We start from the raw sequence: 18,387 nt of genomic DNA on the forward strand, positions 1-18,387 counted from the left end.
TACATCACTGGTCGCTTCGGGTAACTATAATCTAATCTGCTCTACCATCAAGGAAAGAGCGTAAAACCGGAATACTGATGTAATTTTATGTTTAACCTGGGGCAGATTCTGGACACCTGCTCATGAAATTTCCGTTCCAGAGAGGATGAATCATCTGAACCTCCTTGGAGGCAGGATGACTCCATGCCCGATCGGACTCGGCAAACAACATTCTGGACCAAGTGTTTTTTCCCCATGAACAAGACTGGATTGTGCATGGACACAGGGCTTGGTTTATACTTTTCTCATGGAATCCACAACCCAAAATCAGGAGAGATCATGCAAATTTTCCGGATCGTAACCCATGCAAGCGTTAGATAGTTGCGTTTCCGCCCGGAAACTTTATCTCACAGCGAATTGCAGCATACAAACGGAATAGCGGAAATTATCCCACAATCCAAATCGCAATGAAAATCGCATGGAAAATTATCACGACTGTTTTTGTGATGTCCTCGTCATTTACCGTCTGTCCGGCCCAAGCAGATGATTGGGAGTCAGATCCCGCTTTTTCCATCAGCGGTTATGCAGAAGCTTACTATAGCCTCGACCTTGATTCGCCTGCTGGTGATAAAAAGGTACCGCTTATATACAGCTATCATAAAAATAATGAAGCAGCGATCAACCTGGCATTCGTCAAAGGGACGTACAGTGCTGGCCGGGTAAGAGCCAACCTCGCATTGGCCGGCGGTAGCTACATGAATACAAACTATGCATCTGAACCGGGCATACTGAACAACCTCTATGAAGGCAATATTGGCCTGAAACTGTCTGATGCACATAACCTGTGGCTGGATGCAGGAGTATTCCCTTCTCATTTAGGCTTTGAAAGCGCGACAGGAAAAGACAACTGGACCCTGTCTAGAAGCCTGACGGCAGAAAACTCGCCCTATTATGAAACCGGCGCAAAGATAAATTACACTTCCCAAGAGGGAACCTGGTTTCTCAGCGCACTGATACTGAATGGCTGGCAACGTATCCAGCGTACAGAAGGAAATTCCTCACCCTCATTTGGAACGCAAATTACTTATAAGCCATCCCCCAAGATTACCCTGAACAGCAGTCTGTTCATTGGCAACGACAAGCCGGATCCTGTCAGAAAAAATCGTATCTTCCATGATTTCTATGGAATTTTTCAGTTCAACGAAACAATTTCCGCAATTGTTGGGCTGGATATCGGTGCAGAGCAGAAATTCAGCCATGCTTCCTCGATACATTCCTGGTACAACTCGACGGTTATCCTGAAATACCAGTCGTCAGCAAAAAGTGCAATTGCGGTTCGGGTGGAATATTTTGCAGATCAGAACGGGGTGATTATCAAAACAGGCACGCCTGGCAGTTTACCCACCTGGGGCTTCTCTGCGAATTATGACTATCATGTCTCTGACAACCTGTTATGGCGACTGGAAGCCAGAACATTGAACAGCCGGGATAATATTTTTACTGATCCGAACCGCAAGATGGCTGATCACGATACATTTGTAACTACCGCATTCGCGGCTTCGTTCTGAATGAATCGATTCTCATCATATTGAAAATAATTCAACCTTCATGAGTAGGAGCCCTGATTTACCAGGGTATTGCTATTCGTCTGGACAGGCTCCATAAGATTCTGGTCAACAGTATGATCATCTTACTTGCTCATATGACTGATTTGTACGGTATAGTGGTCACACCATCCCCAAGCGGGATAAACATGGCTTATCTTGAATGTATAGCCGCCCTTGATTCGAAGTGACCTGACAAGGAGAAAATTGCTATGGCAGCAAACACTGTAAAAGGATGGAATCCCCTGCTCAAGTTCCTGCACTGGTTTCTGGTAATACTAGTAATCGTCGCTTTTGTGACCAGTGATAATTTAATCTACCTACACGTCTATTCCGGATATGCCATTCTTGGGGTACTGTTTTTCCGTATTTTTTGGGGAATCCTCGGGCCTGAGCATGCCAGACTCATGAATTTCATAACCGGGCCGGCAAGGACGCTTCAGTACCTGAAGGAACTGGCAGACGGCTCCCAGAAAGGCTATACAGTGCACAACCCGATCAGCGGTCACATCATCATGCTGATGCTTGCGATGCTGCTGGTTATTGTATTTAGCGGCCTAAAGCTGTATGCCGCATATGGACAGGGCCCGCTCGCTGCCAGTGCCGGAATGCAGATCATTTCTTCAGCTGCGGCTGATGAGGATGACCACCATGACGACCATAATGATGAAGACGAAATGAAAACGAAAACACATGGTGCCGCACATTTTTGGAAAGAAATGCACGAATCCAGCTCCAGCCTGCTCCTGATCCTAATCGGGCTTCATATCCTAACATGCTGCATCTTGCCGAAACTTGCCAGACCGAAGCAGGAAAAAAAATCTGGCTAGCCCCAGCAGTGCACCTGCCTCATAAATTTGCAGGACATGGTCTCATCGAGAGTGCAGCACAAGGATTTTGGAAAACATTCCATTAACAAACACGATGGTCCGGCAATGGCATGTTTACGTATTAAAAACTGCCAGCTCATTGCCTGAAACATCTGGTCGTTAATTTTCATTCACCTTGGTATGAAATTCCGGCAGCGGGACCATCACGTAAGCAGATACTTCATCGAAACCCATGCCTGCCTTTTCTTATGAACCAACCTGTCGGCCAGTGTTTCCTATTATTAACCGTCACCCAGGATCATTCCTGGCATTCATGAGATTTACCCACATGTACAAATGTGCGTTAGACACCTGGGATCGATTCTTAATCAAGGTTTGGAAACAATCCTAGCAACCCGAATAGTACAAAAAGAATAGTTTTCTCCTTATTTCCCCGTCGCAATTTCGGATCCATGCCATTCTTCCTGCCAGACGCTCAAATTTGGGAGCTGCTTACAAGTGACACATAAAACTGGCCCCGTTCCAGATGCTACAAGTGTGCGGAAACGCACATACTTTATGGATTATCCATGTTTATAATGAAAAAGGCATAAAGCCTACAGCGGTACAATGCAGATCGGTTCAGACCAGTGCATTTGTATTTATTATTGTGCATATCTTTGGAGACTTTCACATGGTAACGATCAATCCAGCAATATCATTGGAACCGAAATCTACTTCGAATGTGGTTCGGGTTGCAGTTCCTGCCAGCGTACACAACAATCTGGAAATGATACAAAAAGTACAGCGCGAAATCCTGGGGAAACTGGGCTGCCTGGCCTGCTGCTCAGGGTGGGACATCCGCTTCGATTTCCAGAAACAGTTTGTTGTGGACAAGAATATGAATATTAAGGAAATTGCAAGATAAACCCTATGGCCCACCTCAAACCGGCAGCTTTTTCCCCCACGCCACTTGGGGTGGGCATGGTTTATTTTCCTGCACTCGATTTTTTATTTGAACACTGCAGCAATTTGCTGGACGTAATCGAGATTGAGCCACAGACGCTCTGGTTCCGCAGCCCCGGTACCACCAATGCGCATCGTCTGGATGATCGCGCTTTTGAAAGGGTGATACGACTTCCACAACATAAACTGATACACGGCGTTGGTTTGCCGCTCGCCGCAAGTGAGAAGTTCGAATCCAGGCAGATTCCGCCCTGGAGGCAAAGCATTTCCAGATTAAACCCTCCCTGGATCAGCGAACACCTGGCCTTTATGCGTATACCTAACAAAGGACAAGGAAAGACCAGTCACCACAGCGGCTTCCTGCTACCCCCGTTACAGTGCCAGGAGACAATGGACATAGCCATTGCCCGGATCGCAGAATTGCGAAAACTGAGTGCTGTTCCGGTAGCCTTTGAAATCCCTCCGAATTACCTCCGGCCACAGCCGGGAGAAATACAGGACGGTGACTTCTTTGCACAAATTGCAACTGCAGCTGATTGTGGCATCGTGCTGGATATACATAACCTCTGGTGCAATGAGCGGAATGGCCGCCAGAAAATGCAGGATGTACTGGAAAGGCTGCCTCTGGATCGCATCTGGGAAATTCATCTCGCTGGAGGCGACAACCACCATGGTTACTGGCTGGATGCACACAGCGATCTCGTACCGCAACCGGTCATGGAATTCTGTGAGGAATGGCTCCCGAGACTCCCCAATGCCGGAGCACTGATTTTCGAAATCATGCCCGTCTATATTCATGCCAAAAAAATACCAGTCGACCGGATTGCAACTCAGCTTGAGAAAATGAAATTCTTGTGGCACGCTCGCCAAAAAATCCTTCCCATAACAATTTCCAGAAGCCAGAATCCGGTTCACTCCATGACATGGATACCAGAACATAGCCATAATGTGAATGCAGCCGCATATCAGAAAGTCGTCCGCTGGGAACAGTCACTGGGTGAAATGGTCAATGGACGCAGCGTGTCTATTCAAAATATTCATTTCCCCGCACTTGTAGATGACCCGGCTGTACCGGTGTATCGGACCCTGATTGAAAGCTTTCGATCCGGGACACTGGTTGAAGGACTCCCCCTGAGCTATCGGCTACTGGCCCTGACGCTTGGCGAGAATGTCACCTACAGCCTGATGAAGGAATTCTGGAGCGGTTGCTGGCCCGAGCCGTTTGCCTATGATGAGATGCTGGGATTTTCCACCTTCCTGCACCAGAAAATAAATGACAAAAAACTGTCCGTAAATTTTCTTGACAATGTTCTCAATTATGAAATTGCAGTCGCGCAAGCACAGATGTCCGGACAGGAGCAATTCGTTCCATTCGACTGTGAACCCATTGCCCTGTTGGAGGCACTTTCGCGGTGGGAACTGCCGGCCAGCCATACCCCTGGAAAATTTGAAGTCCAGGTTCCTGCATGGAACATGCAGGAACCATAAACATCCTTTCGCGACCACCAACCCTAAAAAACATCCTCGTTTTGCTGATCGCGGGAAATGCTGACAAGCCTGCTAATAAAAACCGTTCCAGTATGGTAGTACACGAACATCTCCTTCCGGTTTCTACTCCCAGAACATCAGAAAGGGGGATATTCACCAAATCCTTCCCGCCGGAAAAACTTCAATCCAGCCTCTTGCCTTATTCCTTTCGAATTTTATCTTGGATATGATAGCGCCATGGTATGGTTAACAAGATTTTTCTGAATGAAATTCCAGGACTCGCCGTAGCCACCATCCGGCATATTGTACCCGGTGCTTTCTGGACCTTACCCCGATGCTCATCAGAAACTACACTCAGGATTTTCAACTAAAAAATATCAACGATAGGGGATATCTATGATCGCTCGCATTACAAGCACACTAATTTTCACAATCCTTGCAAGCACAGGCAATGCCCATGCGCAAATACGCACTGTCCGCGACATTCCAACCGCACTTGCAGTTGAAGCCGTTTCTGCTGCTGTAGCGGACTGCTCATCAAAAGGTTACAGCGTCAGCGCAGCTGTAGTAGATCGCTCTGGACAACTCAAAGCACTGCAACGCGCAGACAATGCAGGACCGCATACAATCGAAACCAGTCGTAGAAAAGCGTACACATCACTCTCTCTCAGAACCTCGACCGCTAAGCTCATGGAAACCACCCAAAAAAATCCGGCGGCTGCCAATCTGGTTTACATACCTGACTTCATGCTTTTGGGGGGAGGATTACCTATCCAACTAGAGGGGGAAATTATTGGTGGTATCGGGATCGGTGGTGCCCCCGGAGGCCACCTTGATGAACAGTGTGCAGAAGCGGGGATCGCCAGGATCAAGGATCGCCTGAAATAATCCAGATCAACGGTTAAACACGGTTTGTCTGGTGTGCGCCCGCCTGTCTCTCATGTTGAAATAAAATCCGCTGGATTATCAGCACCTATCGGATCCCTTGCCGGTTCATATGTTGAAAAGATTTGTCAGCTGCAGGTTCAGGCTGGAGAACGTCTGATCGCATCAGCAATAAGACGGAACAGACGTACTCCATAGCGCACAACAGGCAATTCACGATTCACGGACATTTCCAGGGCAATAGCTGGCTCGTGCAGGTTACCTGCGGGCGCGACACCGGATTTAAACAATCCGGGCGCACGCTATTTCCTTGAAACGCAATATTCCCCACTGGAGAAATATCCCGCGGGGCAGCGCCCCATCCGGTGAATGACAAACCTGCTGCTGCCTGAAGAGGCCACACAATAATTCCCACTTGAATAATACCCGGTCGGACAGATTCCATTTCTGATAATTGCATACCGGGCATGATTACCGGGTACACAGTATGCCCCGCTGATATGATATCCAGCTGGACACGCCCCGTTTCTCGGTATGGGCTGTACCTCAGGGCTACTGAAAACGCAAAAGGGATAAATCAACAGGATAAAAAAACAGAATCTGGTCATTCTTCAGGTACGGTCAATTAAATTCGCGATTATACAGAAACACCGGCTCCAGCCAGACAGAACAGACTTCCAAAATAACCAAACAGCTTAGCCACAGACTCATTATTCGCGCCGACAGCCTGGGAACAAGTAGCACAAACTCGCTATTTTCCCTGCCGAATCCACGCTGATACATCCAATCTTCCCCCGTGCCATCCAAAGTGCATGTCACGCCGGGTCATCTGAATCGAGTCGATAAGCAACCGTACTGTACGCAAGAATCCCATGGCAGAATTTTTCTGCCTCATCCGGCATGCTTCTTCACCCATGCCACATAGCGATCTACCCAGTTTTGCATGAATTTCCTGCTGCCTTCGCCTATGCTCCCATCTCCATCAAACAATCCTTCCCTGGCCTGAATAAATGCTTCCGGCTGGTTCAGTGTCGGCATATCCAGTGTTGCCAGAATGTTACGCAAATGTTGTTGTGCCATGGCCGTGCCAAAAGACCCCGGTGAAATCCCTATCACTCCCGCCGGTTTTCCCGCCCATACATTCTGGCCGTATGGGCGCGTGCCATGGTCAATCGCATTCTTGAGAACCCCGGGAATGGAACGGTTATATTCCGGTGTCACAAACAGAACACCCTGCGATTCCGCAATTTCACCTTTCATGCGCCGGACAGATTCGGCCTGACTGGCATCGTCATCCTGGTTGTAAAGAGGCAGATCACCGATACGCACCATTCTGAAAAAAAACCCCTCTGGGGCAAGTTTCACAATTGCATTTGCAAGTTTCAGATTAAACGAATCTTTGCGAAGACTTCCAACAATAACGGCAATAAGATATTTATCCAAAATGATCTCCAGATTTATTCAAATAGAACTGTTATGAGCATAAATCAGTGGGCACTACACTCAGAAAGTCCGCGCACAACTATACCTTACAAACCTTTTCCCAGAATGGCAGTTTTCTTCAGCTATAACTGCAGTTCTTCCCAGTCGCCCGGGTCTCCACCCCGCGGATCCACTCATTCCATCCGGGAAAAGGTTCAGTGAAGAACATCGCCAGCATCCGGCATCTCATCATCCATACCATCATCAAAATCCTCGACCATGAGGGGCTCATGCCCCATATCCCAAACCATGGACCGGTATTCCACCTCGAACCATTCACGGAACATTTTTAGGGTCAGATTACGTGGCCAGAGGGTTTCGTCCTGAACCCATCCATTCAAAGCATGCTCAAACAGCATGCGCCAGCGTTTTTCCACCCATTTGACCGCATCTTCAGTGCACCCTACCGGATTCTTCTCGCTATCATATTCCGGCACCAAAAAAACCTCGCCATCATCATTTGCCTCTTCCAGAGTCAATTCAAATGGTTCCGGACTTGATGCTTTGATCCAGTCAAGAAATGGCTGCTTATACCGCAGCATAACCATGCCGCGGTTTAACTGAAGTCGGGGATATGCTGCCATGAATTTTTCCTTTCAAATATTTTGCCCGGCGCAATTCACCCGCCACTCAGCGAGCCGCCTGGTTGTAACATCCTGCATAATTTATGATCACAAACCACACACATCGTAAAATAACGGGAAAGCAATAGGAAATGCCTGAAAAACTTGAACCTGCCCAGGTTCACACAGGAAAATTGCATCACATAAACACACAGTTCAGATATTTCTGCTCTTTTTGATCAGATCATAGGCAAGCTGGATTTCTTTTGCCTGCTCGGTAGCCACGGCAATCATGTCCTCCGGAACCCCCTGCCCCATCAGCTTATCCGGATGATACTGACTCATCAGCTTGCGATAGGCACGTTTGATTTCCTGATCCGTGTTGTCTTGGGTAACCCCCAACGCCCGGTAAGCATCCTCCAGAGCCTGCGCGGAATTGGCCTGCTGGCTGCCGCCGAAGTGAGACTGGCTCAGCACCATGTCGACCAGATGCCTGAATGCTGACTGGTCATAACCCAGATGAGTTGCAATCCCGAAAAGCAGCGTCTCTTCAGCCGGGTGGATATGCCCATCCGCCATGGCTATGACAATCAGATAAACCAGTAGCATCTGCTTCAGGTCTCGGGTATGCCCGCAAACGGACATGAAGCGCCTGCAGGTCGGCTCAGTATCGAACGATATATCTACACCTTTGTTAAACCAGGCAATTGCCTGGGCACGATGCTCAGGCGTCATGCCCATCTTCTGGATGAACAGATCAACCTGATTGATCTCATCCCGGGAAATATGTCCGTCCGCCTTGGCCAGTTTTCCCATCAGGATGAATACCGTTTCCAGGAAAACAGCCTGCCGGACCACATTCGTCAGCGGGTTGATCCCGCCGGTGCCCAGAGCTCTGATACGATCAATGAATATGCCTGCAATCAAACCAAGAAACGCACCTGCATAACCAAACAACCAAAAACCTGCAATAACACAGACAAATTTAAACAACGAATCAACTCCAAAATAAAACCATGCCTGAATAAAGGCTGATCACACGAATTATACTGCCTCTCATCCTACCACCTGTAATCAGCTTGCAATCCTGCACACCCCGAAAATAACGAACAGCAGAGCCAGCGTCTCCTCATCCGTCTGGAAAACATAACATCACGAATAGAAAATTGTACATAACGAAAGAAACCAGCAACCGACCTACACAAAGGTCAACCAGCAGGCTCCTAATTGGCTCAACCCGGATTCTGAAATGCCATCCGGTGACTTCCGGAAAATAACACAGGGAATTATTCGCTGTAAAACCAGCGGTTTCTCCCTGCCGCCTTGGCACGATACACCGCCTGGTCCGATTTGGTGACAAGCGCTTCCTGATCACCAGATTCCGCAGGGAAAATTGAAGCACAGCCAACACTGATAGTCAGATTTCCATTTACCCCGTGTACGTGAGGAATATTCAGGGAACGAATTTTCTGGCACAGGGAACCGGCAAGGTTCTGTATTTCTGAACTGCTCATCCCAAGGGAAACAAAAGCCATCTCCTCTCCGCCATACCGGGCCACAAAATCAGCTGGGCGCTGGCAAAGCTGCTGCAGTGCATCCGCCACCAGTCGCAACGCCTGATCCCCGGCCTGATGCCCGTAGGTATCGTTATATTTTTTGAAAAAATCGACATCAATAAAAAACATGTTGACCGAAATCCCACTGTTTTTCGCCGTAGCGACATAAGCCTCCAGTTTTTCATCCAGCGCCCTTCGATTATGCAGATTGGTCAAGCTGTCTCTCCCTGCCCTGACCTCCAACTCGGCATTGACTGCTTCCAGCCGGTGTTTTTCTTCCAGCAGTAGCTGCTCGAGCCTGACCTGAGCACTAATGTCGGTCTGGACACCGATGTAATAGGCCAAAACATGCCGTGAATCAAAAACCGGGGAAATCTGCAACTGATTCCAGAACATTTCACCGCTCTTTCTGAAATTCTTGATGCGTACCGTACATGCCTGCTTGAGCTGAATAGCCTGCCGTAGCAAGGTTCTCTCAGGCTGATTAAACTCCGGGTGCTGGAGATACCTGCAATTCCGGCCAATCGCCTCAGATGCTGGATATCCGGTCATTCTCTCGAATGCAGGATTTACGAACACCAGCGGAAAATCATCTGCCCTCATGTCGGCAATCGCTATCCCGCTGCTGGACTGCATGACCGCTTCCTTATATACGCTAATGTCCAGCATTTCTGAATCTCCCGGCCTCTAATGATCTAATACAAAATATTAGTGATCTAATACAAAATATTAGAACTTGAAACAGCCATGCAATGGTAATTCTGCCACACCGAAGCCCTACCCATTGGCCAAAGGCGAGCCATTCCAGGAATAACACAAACCCGTGTTACCGGTATGGCTGCATGGACATCAAATCATCGCGTCAATAAACACATGCATACCATGTTTTGAGGGTAACAAAAAAAAGTTTATGGATCAATACGGTAATCAGTCCCTCACAGATCAATATTTTCCCACACCGCTTGTTCCGGCGACATGAAGAACAGGCAAGCCTGTTCTTCATAATTAATATCAGCAAGAATTCGTCTTACGATTGCAATTTACCAGACAGTTACCGCGCCTGACCCATCCTTTACTTCATGCATGGGCTGAAACCAGATTTCCATCTATTCGGCAGCTCCTGGAAGCGAAATATACACCACATTGTTTTCCACTCTGACCGGATAGGAACGGGTGCATCCCACGTCAGGCTTCACGGCTTTACCGTCCTCGAGGCAGATATTCCAGTTATGCAACGGACAGGCCACCTTCCTTCCAAAAACAATGCCTTGCGAAAGACTTCCCCCCTTGTGTGGGCAGCGATCGCGCAGTGCGAACACATCCCCTTCCGCTGTGCGAAACAGTGCAATATCCCCCTGATTGGTCGTTATTACCCGGGCTCCCAGGGGCGGAATTTTCTCCAGTGTGGTCACTTCATGCCAAGTATTCATAATTTATCCTTTTTACATTGATCCGACTGTCAGCGGTTCGAATTCATAGGCATGAATATTTTCTTTCGCCCATGGATTGGACGCACCTTTCAGCGCTTCAACCAGTCTTCCATACAGGGCCTTGCGATTGGCTGTATTTTCCAGTATGTGTTTCTTTACATGATCCATCCCAACCCGTTCGACATAATGAACGCTACGGTCGAGGTAATGTGCTTCTTCACGATATAGCTGGGCGAATGCTCCGGTATATTCAAGCACTTCCTCCCGGGTCTGCACTTTTACCAGGAATTGCCCGACCACGGTTTTAATCCCGCCATTCCCTGCTACGTAAATTTCCCAACCCGAATCCACACCAATGATACCCACGTCCTTGATGCCGGATTCCGCGCAGTTTCGTGGGCAGCCGGATACGGCAACCTTGAATTTGTGCGGCATCCACATATGATCAAATGCCCGTTCGATGGAGATTCCCATTTGGGTCGAATCCTGCACGCCGAAACGGCACCACTCACTTCCCACACAGGTTTTGACCGTACGCAAGGCTTTGCCGTAGGCATAACCCGACGGCATGTCCAAATCTGCCCATACTTTTGGCAAATCCGCCTTTCTTATTCCAAGAAGATCAATGCGCTGCCCCCCTGTCACCTTGATCATGGGAACACTGTATTTTTCAGCCACATCCGCAATACGCCGAAGCTGGCCTGGCGAAGTAATGCCGCCATATATGCGCGGTACCACCGAAAACGTTCCATCCTTCTGAATATTGGCACTAGCGCGCTCATTAATAAAGCGCGATTGCGGATCATCGACCGCTACATGCGGCCAGGCGCATAGCAGATAATAGTTCAGCGCTGGCCTGCACTTGGCACACCCGTTCTCTGTGTTCCAGTTCAGGAATGACATGGTTTGCGGAATGGAGGTCAGTTTTTCTTCTCGGATTGCCTTCCGGACCTCCTCATGGCTGTGAGAGGTGCAATCGCACAAGGGTTTCACTTTGGATGATTGCGGCGCATAGGCACCCCCGATGGTGGAAGCGAGAATCTGTTCAACCAGTCCAGTACATGAGCCGCAGGAAGCAGAAGCCTTGGTGTGTTTACGCACCTCGTCCAGGGTGAACAACCCCTGTTCCTTGATAGCCCGAACAATCTTACCCTTACATATACCATTACAGCCGCAGACTTCCATCCCGTCAGTCATGGTGGCGGCAAGATTCTGACCCTGGGAACCAGAATTGCCAAGGTGAGACTGGCCGAACAGCAAACCATCCCGGATTTCCGCAACATTCTTGCCATCCCGTATCATCTGCAGATACCATGAACTATCTTTGGTATCCCCGTACATTACAGCCCCGACCAGTTTGTCCTCCTGCAGAACCAGTTTTTTATATTTTCCTCCGGCCACATCCTGCATTACGATTTCATTCGTATCCTTGCTGCCTGTGAAATTTCCGGCCGAAAACAAATCGATTCCGGTGACTTTCAGCTTAGTGGCAGTAACCGTTCCCTGATAAGAAGAATAGCCCATGCATGCCAAATGATTGGCGCAAACTCTGGCCATATCGAACAAGGGAGCAACCAGACCGTAGGTGGTTCCACGATGGGAAACGCACTCTCCCACCGCATAAATACTAGGATCAAAGGTTTGCATGGTATCGTTGACCACAATGCCACGGTTGCAATAAATCCCGGCGGATTCCGCCAAGGCAGTGTTTGGCCGTATGCCAACAGCCATGACCACCAGATCAGCGGGAATTTCACTGCCATCGTGAAACCGGACCGACCGCACGCGACCACAGCCATCATCCACCAGTTCCCGGGTCTGTTTCTCAAAAAGAAATTTCAAACCACGGGCCTCCAGCTCAGCCTGCAGCATCCTTGCCGAATTGACATCCAGTTGCCGCTCCATCAACCACGGCATGATATGCACCACGCTAACATCCATTCCCCTGAGAGCCAGTCCGTTTGCTGCTTCCAGGCCGAGCAATCCCCCACCAATAACTACGGCATTCCGGTATACTTCTGATGCAGCAATCATCGCATTGGTATCCTCAATATCCCGATAGCCAATCACCCCATCCATTTCCTTTCCAGGGACAGGCAGGATGAAGGGGATGGAACCAGTGGCCAGCAAAAGACGGTCGTATCGGGCCTGCATGCCATCCTCTGCCGTTACCGTCTTGCTTTTCCGGTCTATTCGCACAACCTTCCTGTTCAAGTGCAGGGTGATATTATTTTTTCTATACCAATCAAGATCATTCAGAATAATATTCTGTATCCCCTGTTCACCAGCCAGAACCGGCGACAGCATAATACGGTTATAGTTTGGATAGGGCTCGGCACCAAATACGGTAATCTCATAAAGATCGGGAGCCAGCTTCAATAGCTCTTCCAACGCCCTTACCCCGGCCATTCCATTACCCACCATGACAAGTTTCATTTTTTCTTTCATAAAAATCACTCCTGAGTACAGATTGTCATGCAGCCAACTGCTGTGAAGCTTGTCCGGCCATTCCAGCAAACCGTACCACTTCGCCGATCACTACGATCGCAGGGCTGGAAATTTTCTCAGCCGCCACCCGGCTTTCTAGCTGGCAGAGCGTAGTGAACACCTGTCGCTGGGCAGGAAGCGTGCCACTCTGGATCGCAACAGCAGGCATGTCTCCTGACAATCCATTCACTATCAACTTCTGCACGATCTTTCCCAGATTAGACAGCCCCATGTAAATCACCAGGGTGGTTCCCGAGGCCGCCAGTGCCTGCCAGTTCGGCTCGTCTGCTCCGTGCGTATGTCCGGTTACAAACGTTACACCATGCGTACAACTTCTATGCGTTAGAGGAATGCCCAAGGCAGCCGAAACCCCCATGCCGGAGGTAATGCCACTGACAACGGATACCGTAATACCCGCCTTTTGCAAGGCTTGCAGCTCCTCGCCTCCGCGTCCGAACATAAACGGATCGCCCCCCTTGATGCGCGCCACCACCTTGCCTGCAAGCGCCATAGAAATCATTTGCCGGTGAATGAATGCCTGCGGGGTGGAACTGCAACCAGCGCGCTTCCCTACATGGATAATCCGGACGCCCTCGCGGGCAAACCCCAGAACATCCGGATTGACAAGATCATCAACCAGAATGACATCTGCAAGCCCGATGGAACGCACCGCCCCAAGAGTTAGCAGATCCAGATTGCCTGGTCCTGCACCTATCAAATATACCTGGACATTTCCCATGTTCACTCCTCTTGCTTGAAATAAAAATCTCACTGACCTGCAACCGGCGCATCCATGCACTTCCGGAAATAGCTTTCCGCCGGACAGGTACACATACATAAGCAAAATGAATGCCATTAAGTATTACCTAATACAAATCAATATATTGGAATAATAATTTCCATTTACATACACGTATTCCTGCACAAAACAAGTGCACAATCGGATTGAAGGGTAAGAAATAGGTGCGCATGAAAAAGTCCGGGATACCCGCCAGCAAAACCCGTAAATTGAATTGCTCACCATCCTGCAAAATGGACTTGCTATCCAGCAGGATCCTGCCTCCCTTGCTTCAGGTGAAAGTCAACCGCATTAAAATTTTTTTAAAAGTGGCCCGAGTGGTTCCAACAAGCGATCCTGGAAAGTCAGGCTCACTGACAGTTTTGACTCCATGGCATTGAGCTTGAATGCAAAGGTGATGTTCTTTACTAGAGATATTTATTCGTTCTCTCATGAAGCCTATCCAAAAGCAATACAAACCATGCAGTAAAATGCAAAAGAACAGCCGACTGATTCAAATACTGTCATATTGTTGAAAAGGCAAATGACAGTTATCATTGTCCTTAATATTGATTTTCCTAATCCGGGATTCTATATCCCTGATCCATGACCACACTGCTCAAGGCCATGAAATCAACTTTTGCAGCCTGTACTGATTTGCTTGCATGCAACAAACCAGGGATTTTTGAACCAAAATTACACATAATTACCTAATCGGCATAGCCAACATAAACATTTATTTGATCCCATGAAAAAATCAACCGTTCTACTTGCCTCCTTATTGTTTGCAGTAAATATGGCTTCTGCCGCCCCAAAGAAGAATGTAGCCGCACCTGTTGTCGAAGCGGATGAACCAGCGGACGCCGTACCGGAAAAACTGCCTCGCGGTTACATTACCAGTGGCGTACTCATCTGGTCACCCGTTTCTGACGCTGCTGTAACCCTGGCTGAAGCCAAAAAAACCTGCGAATCTTCCACAGCACTGGGTAAAAAATGGCGGCTGCCAACCAAGGATGAACTGGTCGAGTTCCATGTTGACTATCGCCATACGCTTGAAAAATTACGTGCTGAAGGATGGACGCTATCCGAAGTCTGGTCATCCACACCAGGAACGACTTTTGGCATCCAGTTCGTCATGAATTTAGACAGAGGTCTCGTAACCTATGCTGACGAAACCAACGGACTCAGCAACGTGACCTGTGTCAGCTGACCCCATCTCCAGTCACACGCCACCTTTCTTGTTTCAATTCAGGTCGCCCGATATATCCGGAAAAGCAGGGCAAGCCAGAAAATTAACTCGCGAGCATTACGCTTGCTTTTCCCCCTCAACCAGAAAGATAGGTGTCCGACCGGTCAAACTGGTGTTTTCCCAGTCCATCCGGAGCATGCGGATTTCAAACCAGGTTCTCGACAAATACTTTTTGGCAGTATATTGCCTGCTCCCGGTATATCTCTTGCAGGCAGTCAGCTGTACCCGAAATTATGTTCATGCCCCCCAGAAAACGATTTGTTTGATGGGGAAATTAAATCTTCGAGGAACGCTTCAAACAACTATCAATCCTAACAGGTGAATATGTAATCAATAGGTTATATCACTCAGAATTTCGGTTTGCCAGTCGAATGTTTTGAGCCAGTCCACCAGGATCGCCGTAGTCTGCTCTGTCCCGAGATCCTGGCCGTGCTGATCGACAAACATGATGTTTCTCCCGGGTATGCCGGTCTGGAGCAGACAGGGTTTTCCGTCTGTTCCGGCCAGTTCCCAGTCCCAGCCGATGGTGATGGCTGGGATGCCGTGGTTGATCCATTCGGTGAAGCCGGTAATGGAGGTGGCACTTGCTCCAAGCCCGCTGGTAACCGGTCAATCATCGTCCATGCCGGAGTAGAGACAGGTCATTTCGAATTGCCGGGATGCCTGGTATGCCAGACGGATATAGCCGTCCCGTGAAAGATCATGTGAAATGTATTACAATAAATATAGAATTCTCTATTTCAACAATAGATCATGAAAAATTCTTATTCATGATAACAATACAGAACCATATAAAATATTATACAGATATTTACACATGGAAATTGCGCAGGCATGAACCGAGAAACTCAGAACGATAAATACACGCACCCTGATCTTGCATGAAACGCTTTGCAACCATCACCCTTCCTGCATGGATGACGGCCGCCAGCGACGCAGAGCAAGTGCATTGGTCACGACGCAGACCGAACTCATTGCCATTGCAGATCCGGCAATGACGGGGTTCAGCAGGCCAAAAGCGGCGAGCGGAATGCCAATCAGATTGTAGATAAACGCCCAGAACAGATTCTGCCGGATTTTGTGGTAAGTTCTGCGCGAAATCACGATGGTATCTGCAACCAGACCGGGGTCTGCGCGCATCAGCGTAATATCTGCCGTATGCATTGCCACATCCGTCCCGGAAGACATCGCAAAACTGACATCGGCCAGTGCAAGGGCAGGCGCGTCGTTGATTCCATCCCCCACCATCGCGATCACCTGCTTTCCCTGCCTTAATTCAGAAATGACGTTTGCCTTGGTCTGCGGCGTCTGCTCAGCAAACAATCCGGACATGCCCAGCCCCTTGGCAATCACCTCGGCACTGACATGATTATCTCCGGTTAGCAGAACGGTCCGGATCCCCATATCCTGCAGACGGCTGACAGCACTTGCAGAGGAGGATCTCAGCACATCCCCGAAAGCGAGCAATCCCAGAAGTTTTTTTTCGGCATTTTCCTCAACTGCCAGCCAGGAAACGGTCTTTGCTTCCGCCTCCAACTGCTGTCCACTCTGCCAGAGCGGATGAAGCTGCACGCCGAGATCCCTCATCCAGCGCGCATTTCCAAGAAAAACCACCCTGCCATTGACGGTTGCCCGCAAGCCCTTGCCCGGAAAGTCCTGATGATCGTCTATCCTCGGCACCCCGATGCCCAGAGTGGAAGCATGCTCTCTTACCGCCCGGGCAAGAGGATGAATGCTGCCTGCCTCCAGTGCCGCGGCAATCTGCATGAGTTCAAGACTGGATATGCCATATCCGCTTGCATCTGTAAGCACTGGCCTGCCTTCTGTCAGCGTCCCGGTCTTGTCGAAAACAACCGTATCCACTTTGCAGGCATGTTCCAGTGCACTGGCATCCTTGATCAGAATTCCGTATCGGGCGGCAATGCCGGTACCCGCCATGATGGCGGTCGGTGTCGCCAGCCCCAGTGCACATGGACAGGCAATGACCAGTACCGCAACCGCGTTCAGGATAGCCTGCTCCCAGCTGCCTGCATACACAACCCAGGCAATGAGCGTGACCAGCGACAGGAGGATCACCACTGGAACGAATACTGCACTTACCCGATCCACCAATCGTTGAATTTCCGGTTTTTCCGTCTGTGCGTCTTCCACCAGGCGAATAATCCGCGACAGAGTGGTTTCCGCACCAACCGTAGTGACCCTGACCAGCATACGCCCATCCAGATTGACTGCCCCCCCCGTCACCTTGAACCCGGGCTCCTTGCGCAACGGTTTGCTTTCTCCTGTTATCAACGCCTCATCAACATGACTGCTCCCCTCCATAACTTCCGCATCGACAGGAATCCTCTCTCCAGGGCGGATTACCACCTGATCTCCGGGCATAACCTGCTCCAGCGGGACATTGGTTTCTCCCTCTTCCCGTTTTACCCTTGCAGTTTCCGGTTTCAGAGCCTGCAGCGCTCTGATGGCTTCGGTCGTTTTGCGCTTTGACCGACCCTCCAGCCATTTTCCAAGGAGCACCAGCGTGATCACCGCGCTGGATGCTTCAAAATACAGATGCTCTGCCCCCTGCATGAGCAAATAGATCGAAAGTGCGTATGCAGATGTGGTGCCGATGCTGACCAGAAGATCCATATTACCGGAACGATTGACCAAAGCCTTCCACCCGGACTTGTAGAAACCCGCTCCAAGCCAGAACTGTACAGGGGTTGCAAGCACCCATTGCAGATTGCCCGGCAGCATCCAGTGGATCCCACCCAATCCAAGGATCATCGGTAGCAACAGCGGAAGACTTAACATACCAGCAACCGCCACCTTCCACCCCATGAATCGGGTTCCAACGTCAGGTAACCTGGAGGAACGGCTGTCCAGAACAGTCGCTGCATAACCGGCCGCAGTAACGGCACGCTGCAATTCAGCCACAGAGGTTTCATCAGAAAAACAAACATGAGCCCGTTCAGTAGCAAGGTTTACCGTGGCAGACCGTACACCTGCAACCTTCTTCAACGCATTTTCAACACGCATCACACACGAGGCACAGTTCATTCCACTGATCGCAAGATTGGTTGTATGAACTGAAGATTTCTCCGCATCCTTCATGATCCTCTCCTT

Annotated in this window: 16 protein-coding genes; 6 read left to right on the top strand and 10 right to left on the bottom strand. The window is 49.3% G+C overall.

All coding sequences use genetic code 11. From position 1 onward, the window contains the following. Positions 1-446: 446 nt before the first annotated feature. From KJA68_RS04765 to KJA68_RS04785, 5 genes are all read left to right on the top strand, one after another. Positions 447-1,547, top strand: a complete 1,101-nt coding sequence (locus tag KJA68_RS04765) for a porin (protein WP_246487069.1) — start codon at positions 447-449, stop codon at positions 1,545-1,547. A gap of 248 nt (positions 1,548-1,795) precedes the next feature. Continuing rightward, positions 1,796-2,413: a cytochrome b/b6 domain-containing protein gene (locus KJA68_RS04770; RefSeq protein ID WP_213035795.1), complete on the top strand. Its 618-nt coding sequence runs from the start codon at positions 1,796-1,798 to the stop codon at positions 2,411-2,413. Between the two features lie 673 nt (positions 2,414-3,086). Then, a complete protein-coding gene (locus KJA68_RS04775; RefSeq protein ID WP_213035796.1) occupies positions 3,087-3,320 on the top strand; it encodes a hypothetical protein in 234 nt (77 codons plus the stop codon). 5 nt (positions 3,321-3,325) lie between these two features. Beyond that, a complete protein-coding gene (locus tag KJA68_RS04780) occupies positions 3,326-4,846 on the top strand; it encodes an MbnB/TglH/ChrH family RiPP precursor modification enzyme (protein WP_213035797.1) in 1,521 nt (506 codons plus the stop codon). Between the two features lie 396 nt (positions 4,847-5,242). Beyond that, a complete protein-coding gene (locus tag KJA68_RS04785) occupies positions 5,243-5,734 on the top strand; it encodes a GlcG/HbpS family heme-binding protein (RefSeq protein ID WP_213035798.1) in 492 nt (163 codons plus the stop codon). Between the two features lie 137 nt (positions 5,735-5,871). Here KJA68_RS04785 and KJA68_RS04790 read toward each other — a convergent pair whose 3' ends face one another. The 8 genes from KJA68_RS04790 to cobA all read right to left on the bottom strand — a co-directional run bounded on the left by KJA68_RS04790 (position 5,872) and on the right by cobA (position 13,988). Further along, entirely contained in the window at positions 5,872-6,021 is a 150-nt protein-coding gene (locus KJA68_RS04790) for a hypothetical protein (protein WP_213035799.1), read from the bottom strand. A 601-nt stretch (positions 6,022-6,622) separates the two neighbouring features. Next, the gene (locus KJA68_RS04795; RefSeq protein WP_213035800.1) at positions 6,623-7,174 is read right to left on the bottom strand and encodes an NADPH-dependent FMN reductase; all 552 of its coding nucleotides are present in this window, start codon (positions 7,172-7,174) and stop codon (positions 6,623-6,625) included. A 194-nt stretch (positions 7,175-7,368) separates the two neighbouring features. After that, on the bottom strand, positions 7,369-7,797 hold the full coding sequence (locus tag KJA68_RS04800; RefSeq protein WP_213035801.1) for a hypothetical protein: 429 nt from the start codon (positions 7,795-7,797) through the stop codon (positions 7,369-7,371). A 195-nt stretch (positions 7,798-7,992) separates the two neighbouring features. Then, positions 7,993-8,769 (bottom strand): co-chaperone DjlA, encoded by a 777-nt coding sequence (gene djlA, locus KJA68_RS04805; RefSeq protein WP_213035802.1) that lies wholly within the window; start codon positions 8,767-8,769, stop codon positions 7,993-7,995. Positions 8,770-9,062: 293 nt separating this feature from the next. Next, on the bottom strand, positions 9,063-10,001 hold the full coding sequence (locus KJA68_RS04810) for a GGDEF domain-containing protein (RefSeq protein WP_213035803.1): 939 nt from the start codon (positions 9,999-10,001) through the stop codon (positions 9,063-9,065). Between the two features lie 437 nt (positions 10,002-10,438). After that, positions 10,439-10,762 (bottom strand): nitrite reductase small subunit NirD, encoded by a 324-nt coding sequence (nirD, locus tag KJA68_RS04815; RefSeq protein WP_213035804.1) that lies wholly within the window; start codon positions 10,760-10,762, stop codon positions 10,439-10,441. A 12-nt stretch (positions 10,763-10,774) separates the two neighbouring features. Then, positions 10,775-13,210 (bottom strand): nitrite reductase large subunit NirB, encoded by a 2,436-nt coding sequence (gene nirB, locus KJA68_RS04820; protein ID WP_246487070.1) that lies wholly within the window; start codon positions 13,208-13,210, stop codon positions 10,775-10,777. A gap of 25 nt (positions 13,211-13,235) precedes the next feature. Further along, a complete protein-coding gene (gene cobA, locus KJA68_RS04825) occupies positions 13,236-13,988 on the bottom strand; it encodes a uroporphyrinogen-III C-methyltransferase (RefSeq protein ID WP_213035805.1) in 753 nt (250 codons plus the stop codon). 787 nt (positions 13,989-14,775) lie between these two features. Between cobA and KJA68_RS04830 the strand changes: the two genes are divergently transcribed. Next, the gene (locus KJA68_RS04830) at positions 14,776-15,237 is read left to right on the top strand and encodes an Lcl C-terminal domain-containing protein (RefSeq protein WP_213035806.1); all 462 of its coding nucleotides are present in this window, start codon (positions 14,776-14,778) and stop codon (positions 15,235-15,237) included. Positions 15,238-15,606: 369 nt separating this feature from the next. Here the strand turns inward: KJA68_RS04830 and KJA68_RS11105 are convergent, their stop codons facing one another. Beyond that, positions 15,607-15,849, bottom strand: coding sequence for a DUF4902 domain-containing protein (locus KJA68_RS11105; protein ID WP_213035819.1), 243 nt, complete (start codon positions 15,847-15,849; stop codon positions 15,607-15,609). A 327-nt stretch (positions 15,850-16,176) separates the two neighbouring features. Beyond that, positions 16,177-18,375: a heavy metal translocating P-type ATPase gene (locus tag KJA68_RS04840; RefSeq protein WP_213035807.1), complete on the bottom strand. Its 2,199-nt coding sequence runs from the start codon at positions 18,373-18,375 to the stop codon at positions 16,177-16,179. Between the last annotated feature and the right edge of the window lie 12 nt (positions 18,376-18,387).

This window comes from Candidatus Nitrotoga fabula, from assembly GCF_905221025.1.
Taxonomy (GTDB): domain Bacteria; phylum Pseudomonadota; class Gammaproteobacteria; order Burkholderiales; family Gallionellaceae; genus Nitrotoga; species Nitrotoga fabula.

Bases quoted from the DNA above. Each gene is read 5' to 3' on its own strand.
- KJA68_RS04765 (WP_246487069.1), top strand. From the start codon at position 447: ATGAAAATCGCATGGAAAATTATCACGACTGTTTTTGTGATGTCCTCG.
- KJA68_RS04770 (WP_213035795.1), top strand. From the start codon at position 1,796: ATGGCAGCAAACACTGTAAAAGGATGGAATCCCCTGCTCAAGTTCCTG.
- KJA68_RS04775 (WP_213035796.1), top strand. From the start codon at position 3,087: ATGGTAACGATCAATCCAGCAATATCATTGGAACCGAAATCTACTTCG.
- KJA68_RS04780 (WP_213035797.1), top strand. From the start codon at position 3,326: ATGGCCCACCTCAAACCGGCAGCTTTTTCCCCCACGCCACTTGGGGTG.
- KJA68_RS04785 (WP_213035798.1), top strand. From the start codon at position 5,243: ATGATCGCTCGCATTACAAGCACACTAATTTTCACAATCCTTGCAAGC.
- KJA68_RS04800 (WP_213035801.1), bottom strand. From the start codon at position 7,797: ATGGCAGCATATCCCCGACTTCAGTTAAACCGCGGCATGGTTATGCTG.
- KJA68_RS04810 (WP_213035803.1), bottom strand. From the start codon at position 10,001: ATGCTGGACATTAGCGTATATAAGGAAGCGGTCATGCAGTCCAGCAGC.
- nirD (WP_213035804.1), bottom strand. From the start codon at position 10,762: ATGAATACTTGGCATGAAGTGACCACACTGGAGAAAATTCCGCCCCTG.
- nirB (WP_246487070.1), bottom strand. From the start codon at position 13,210: ATGAAAGAAAAAATGAAACTTGTCATGGTGGGTAATGGAATGGCCGGG.
- cobA (WP_213035805.1), bottom strand. From the start codon at position 13,988: ATGGGAAATGTCCAGGTATATTTGATAGGTGCAGGACCAGGCAATCTG.
- KJA68_RS04830 (WP_213035806.1), top strand. From the start codon at position 14,776: ATGAAAAAATCAACCGTTCTACTTGCCTCCTTATTGTTTGCAGTAAAT.
- KJA68_RS04840 (WP_213035807.1), bottom strand. From the start codon at position 18,375: ATGAAGGATGCGGAGAAATCTTCAGTTCATACAACCAATCTTGCGATC.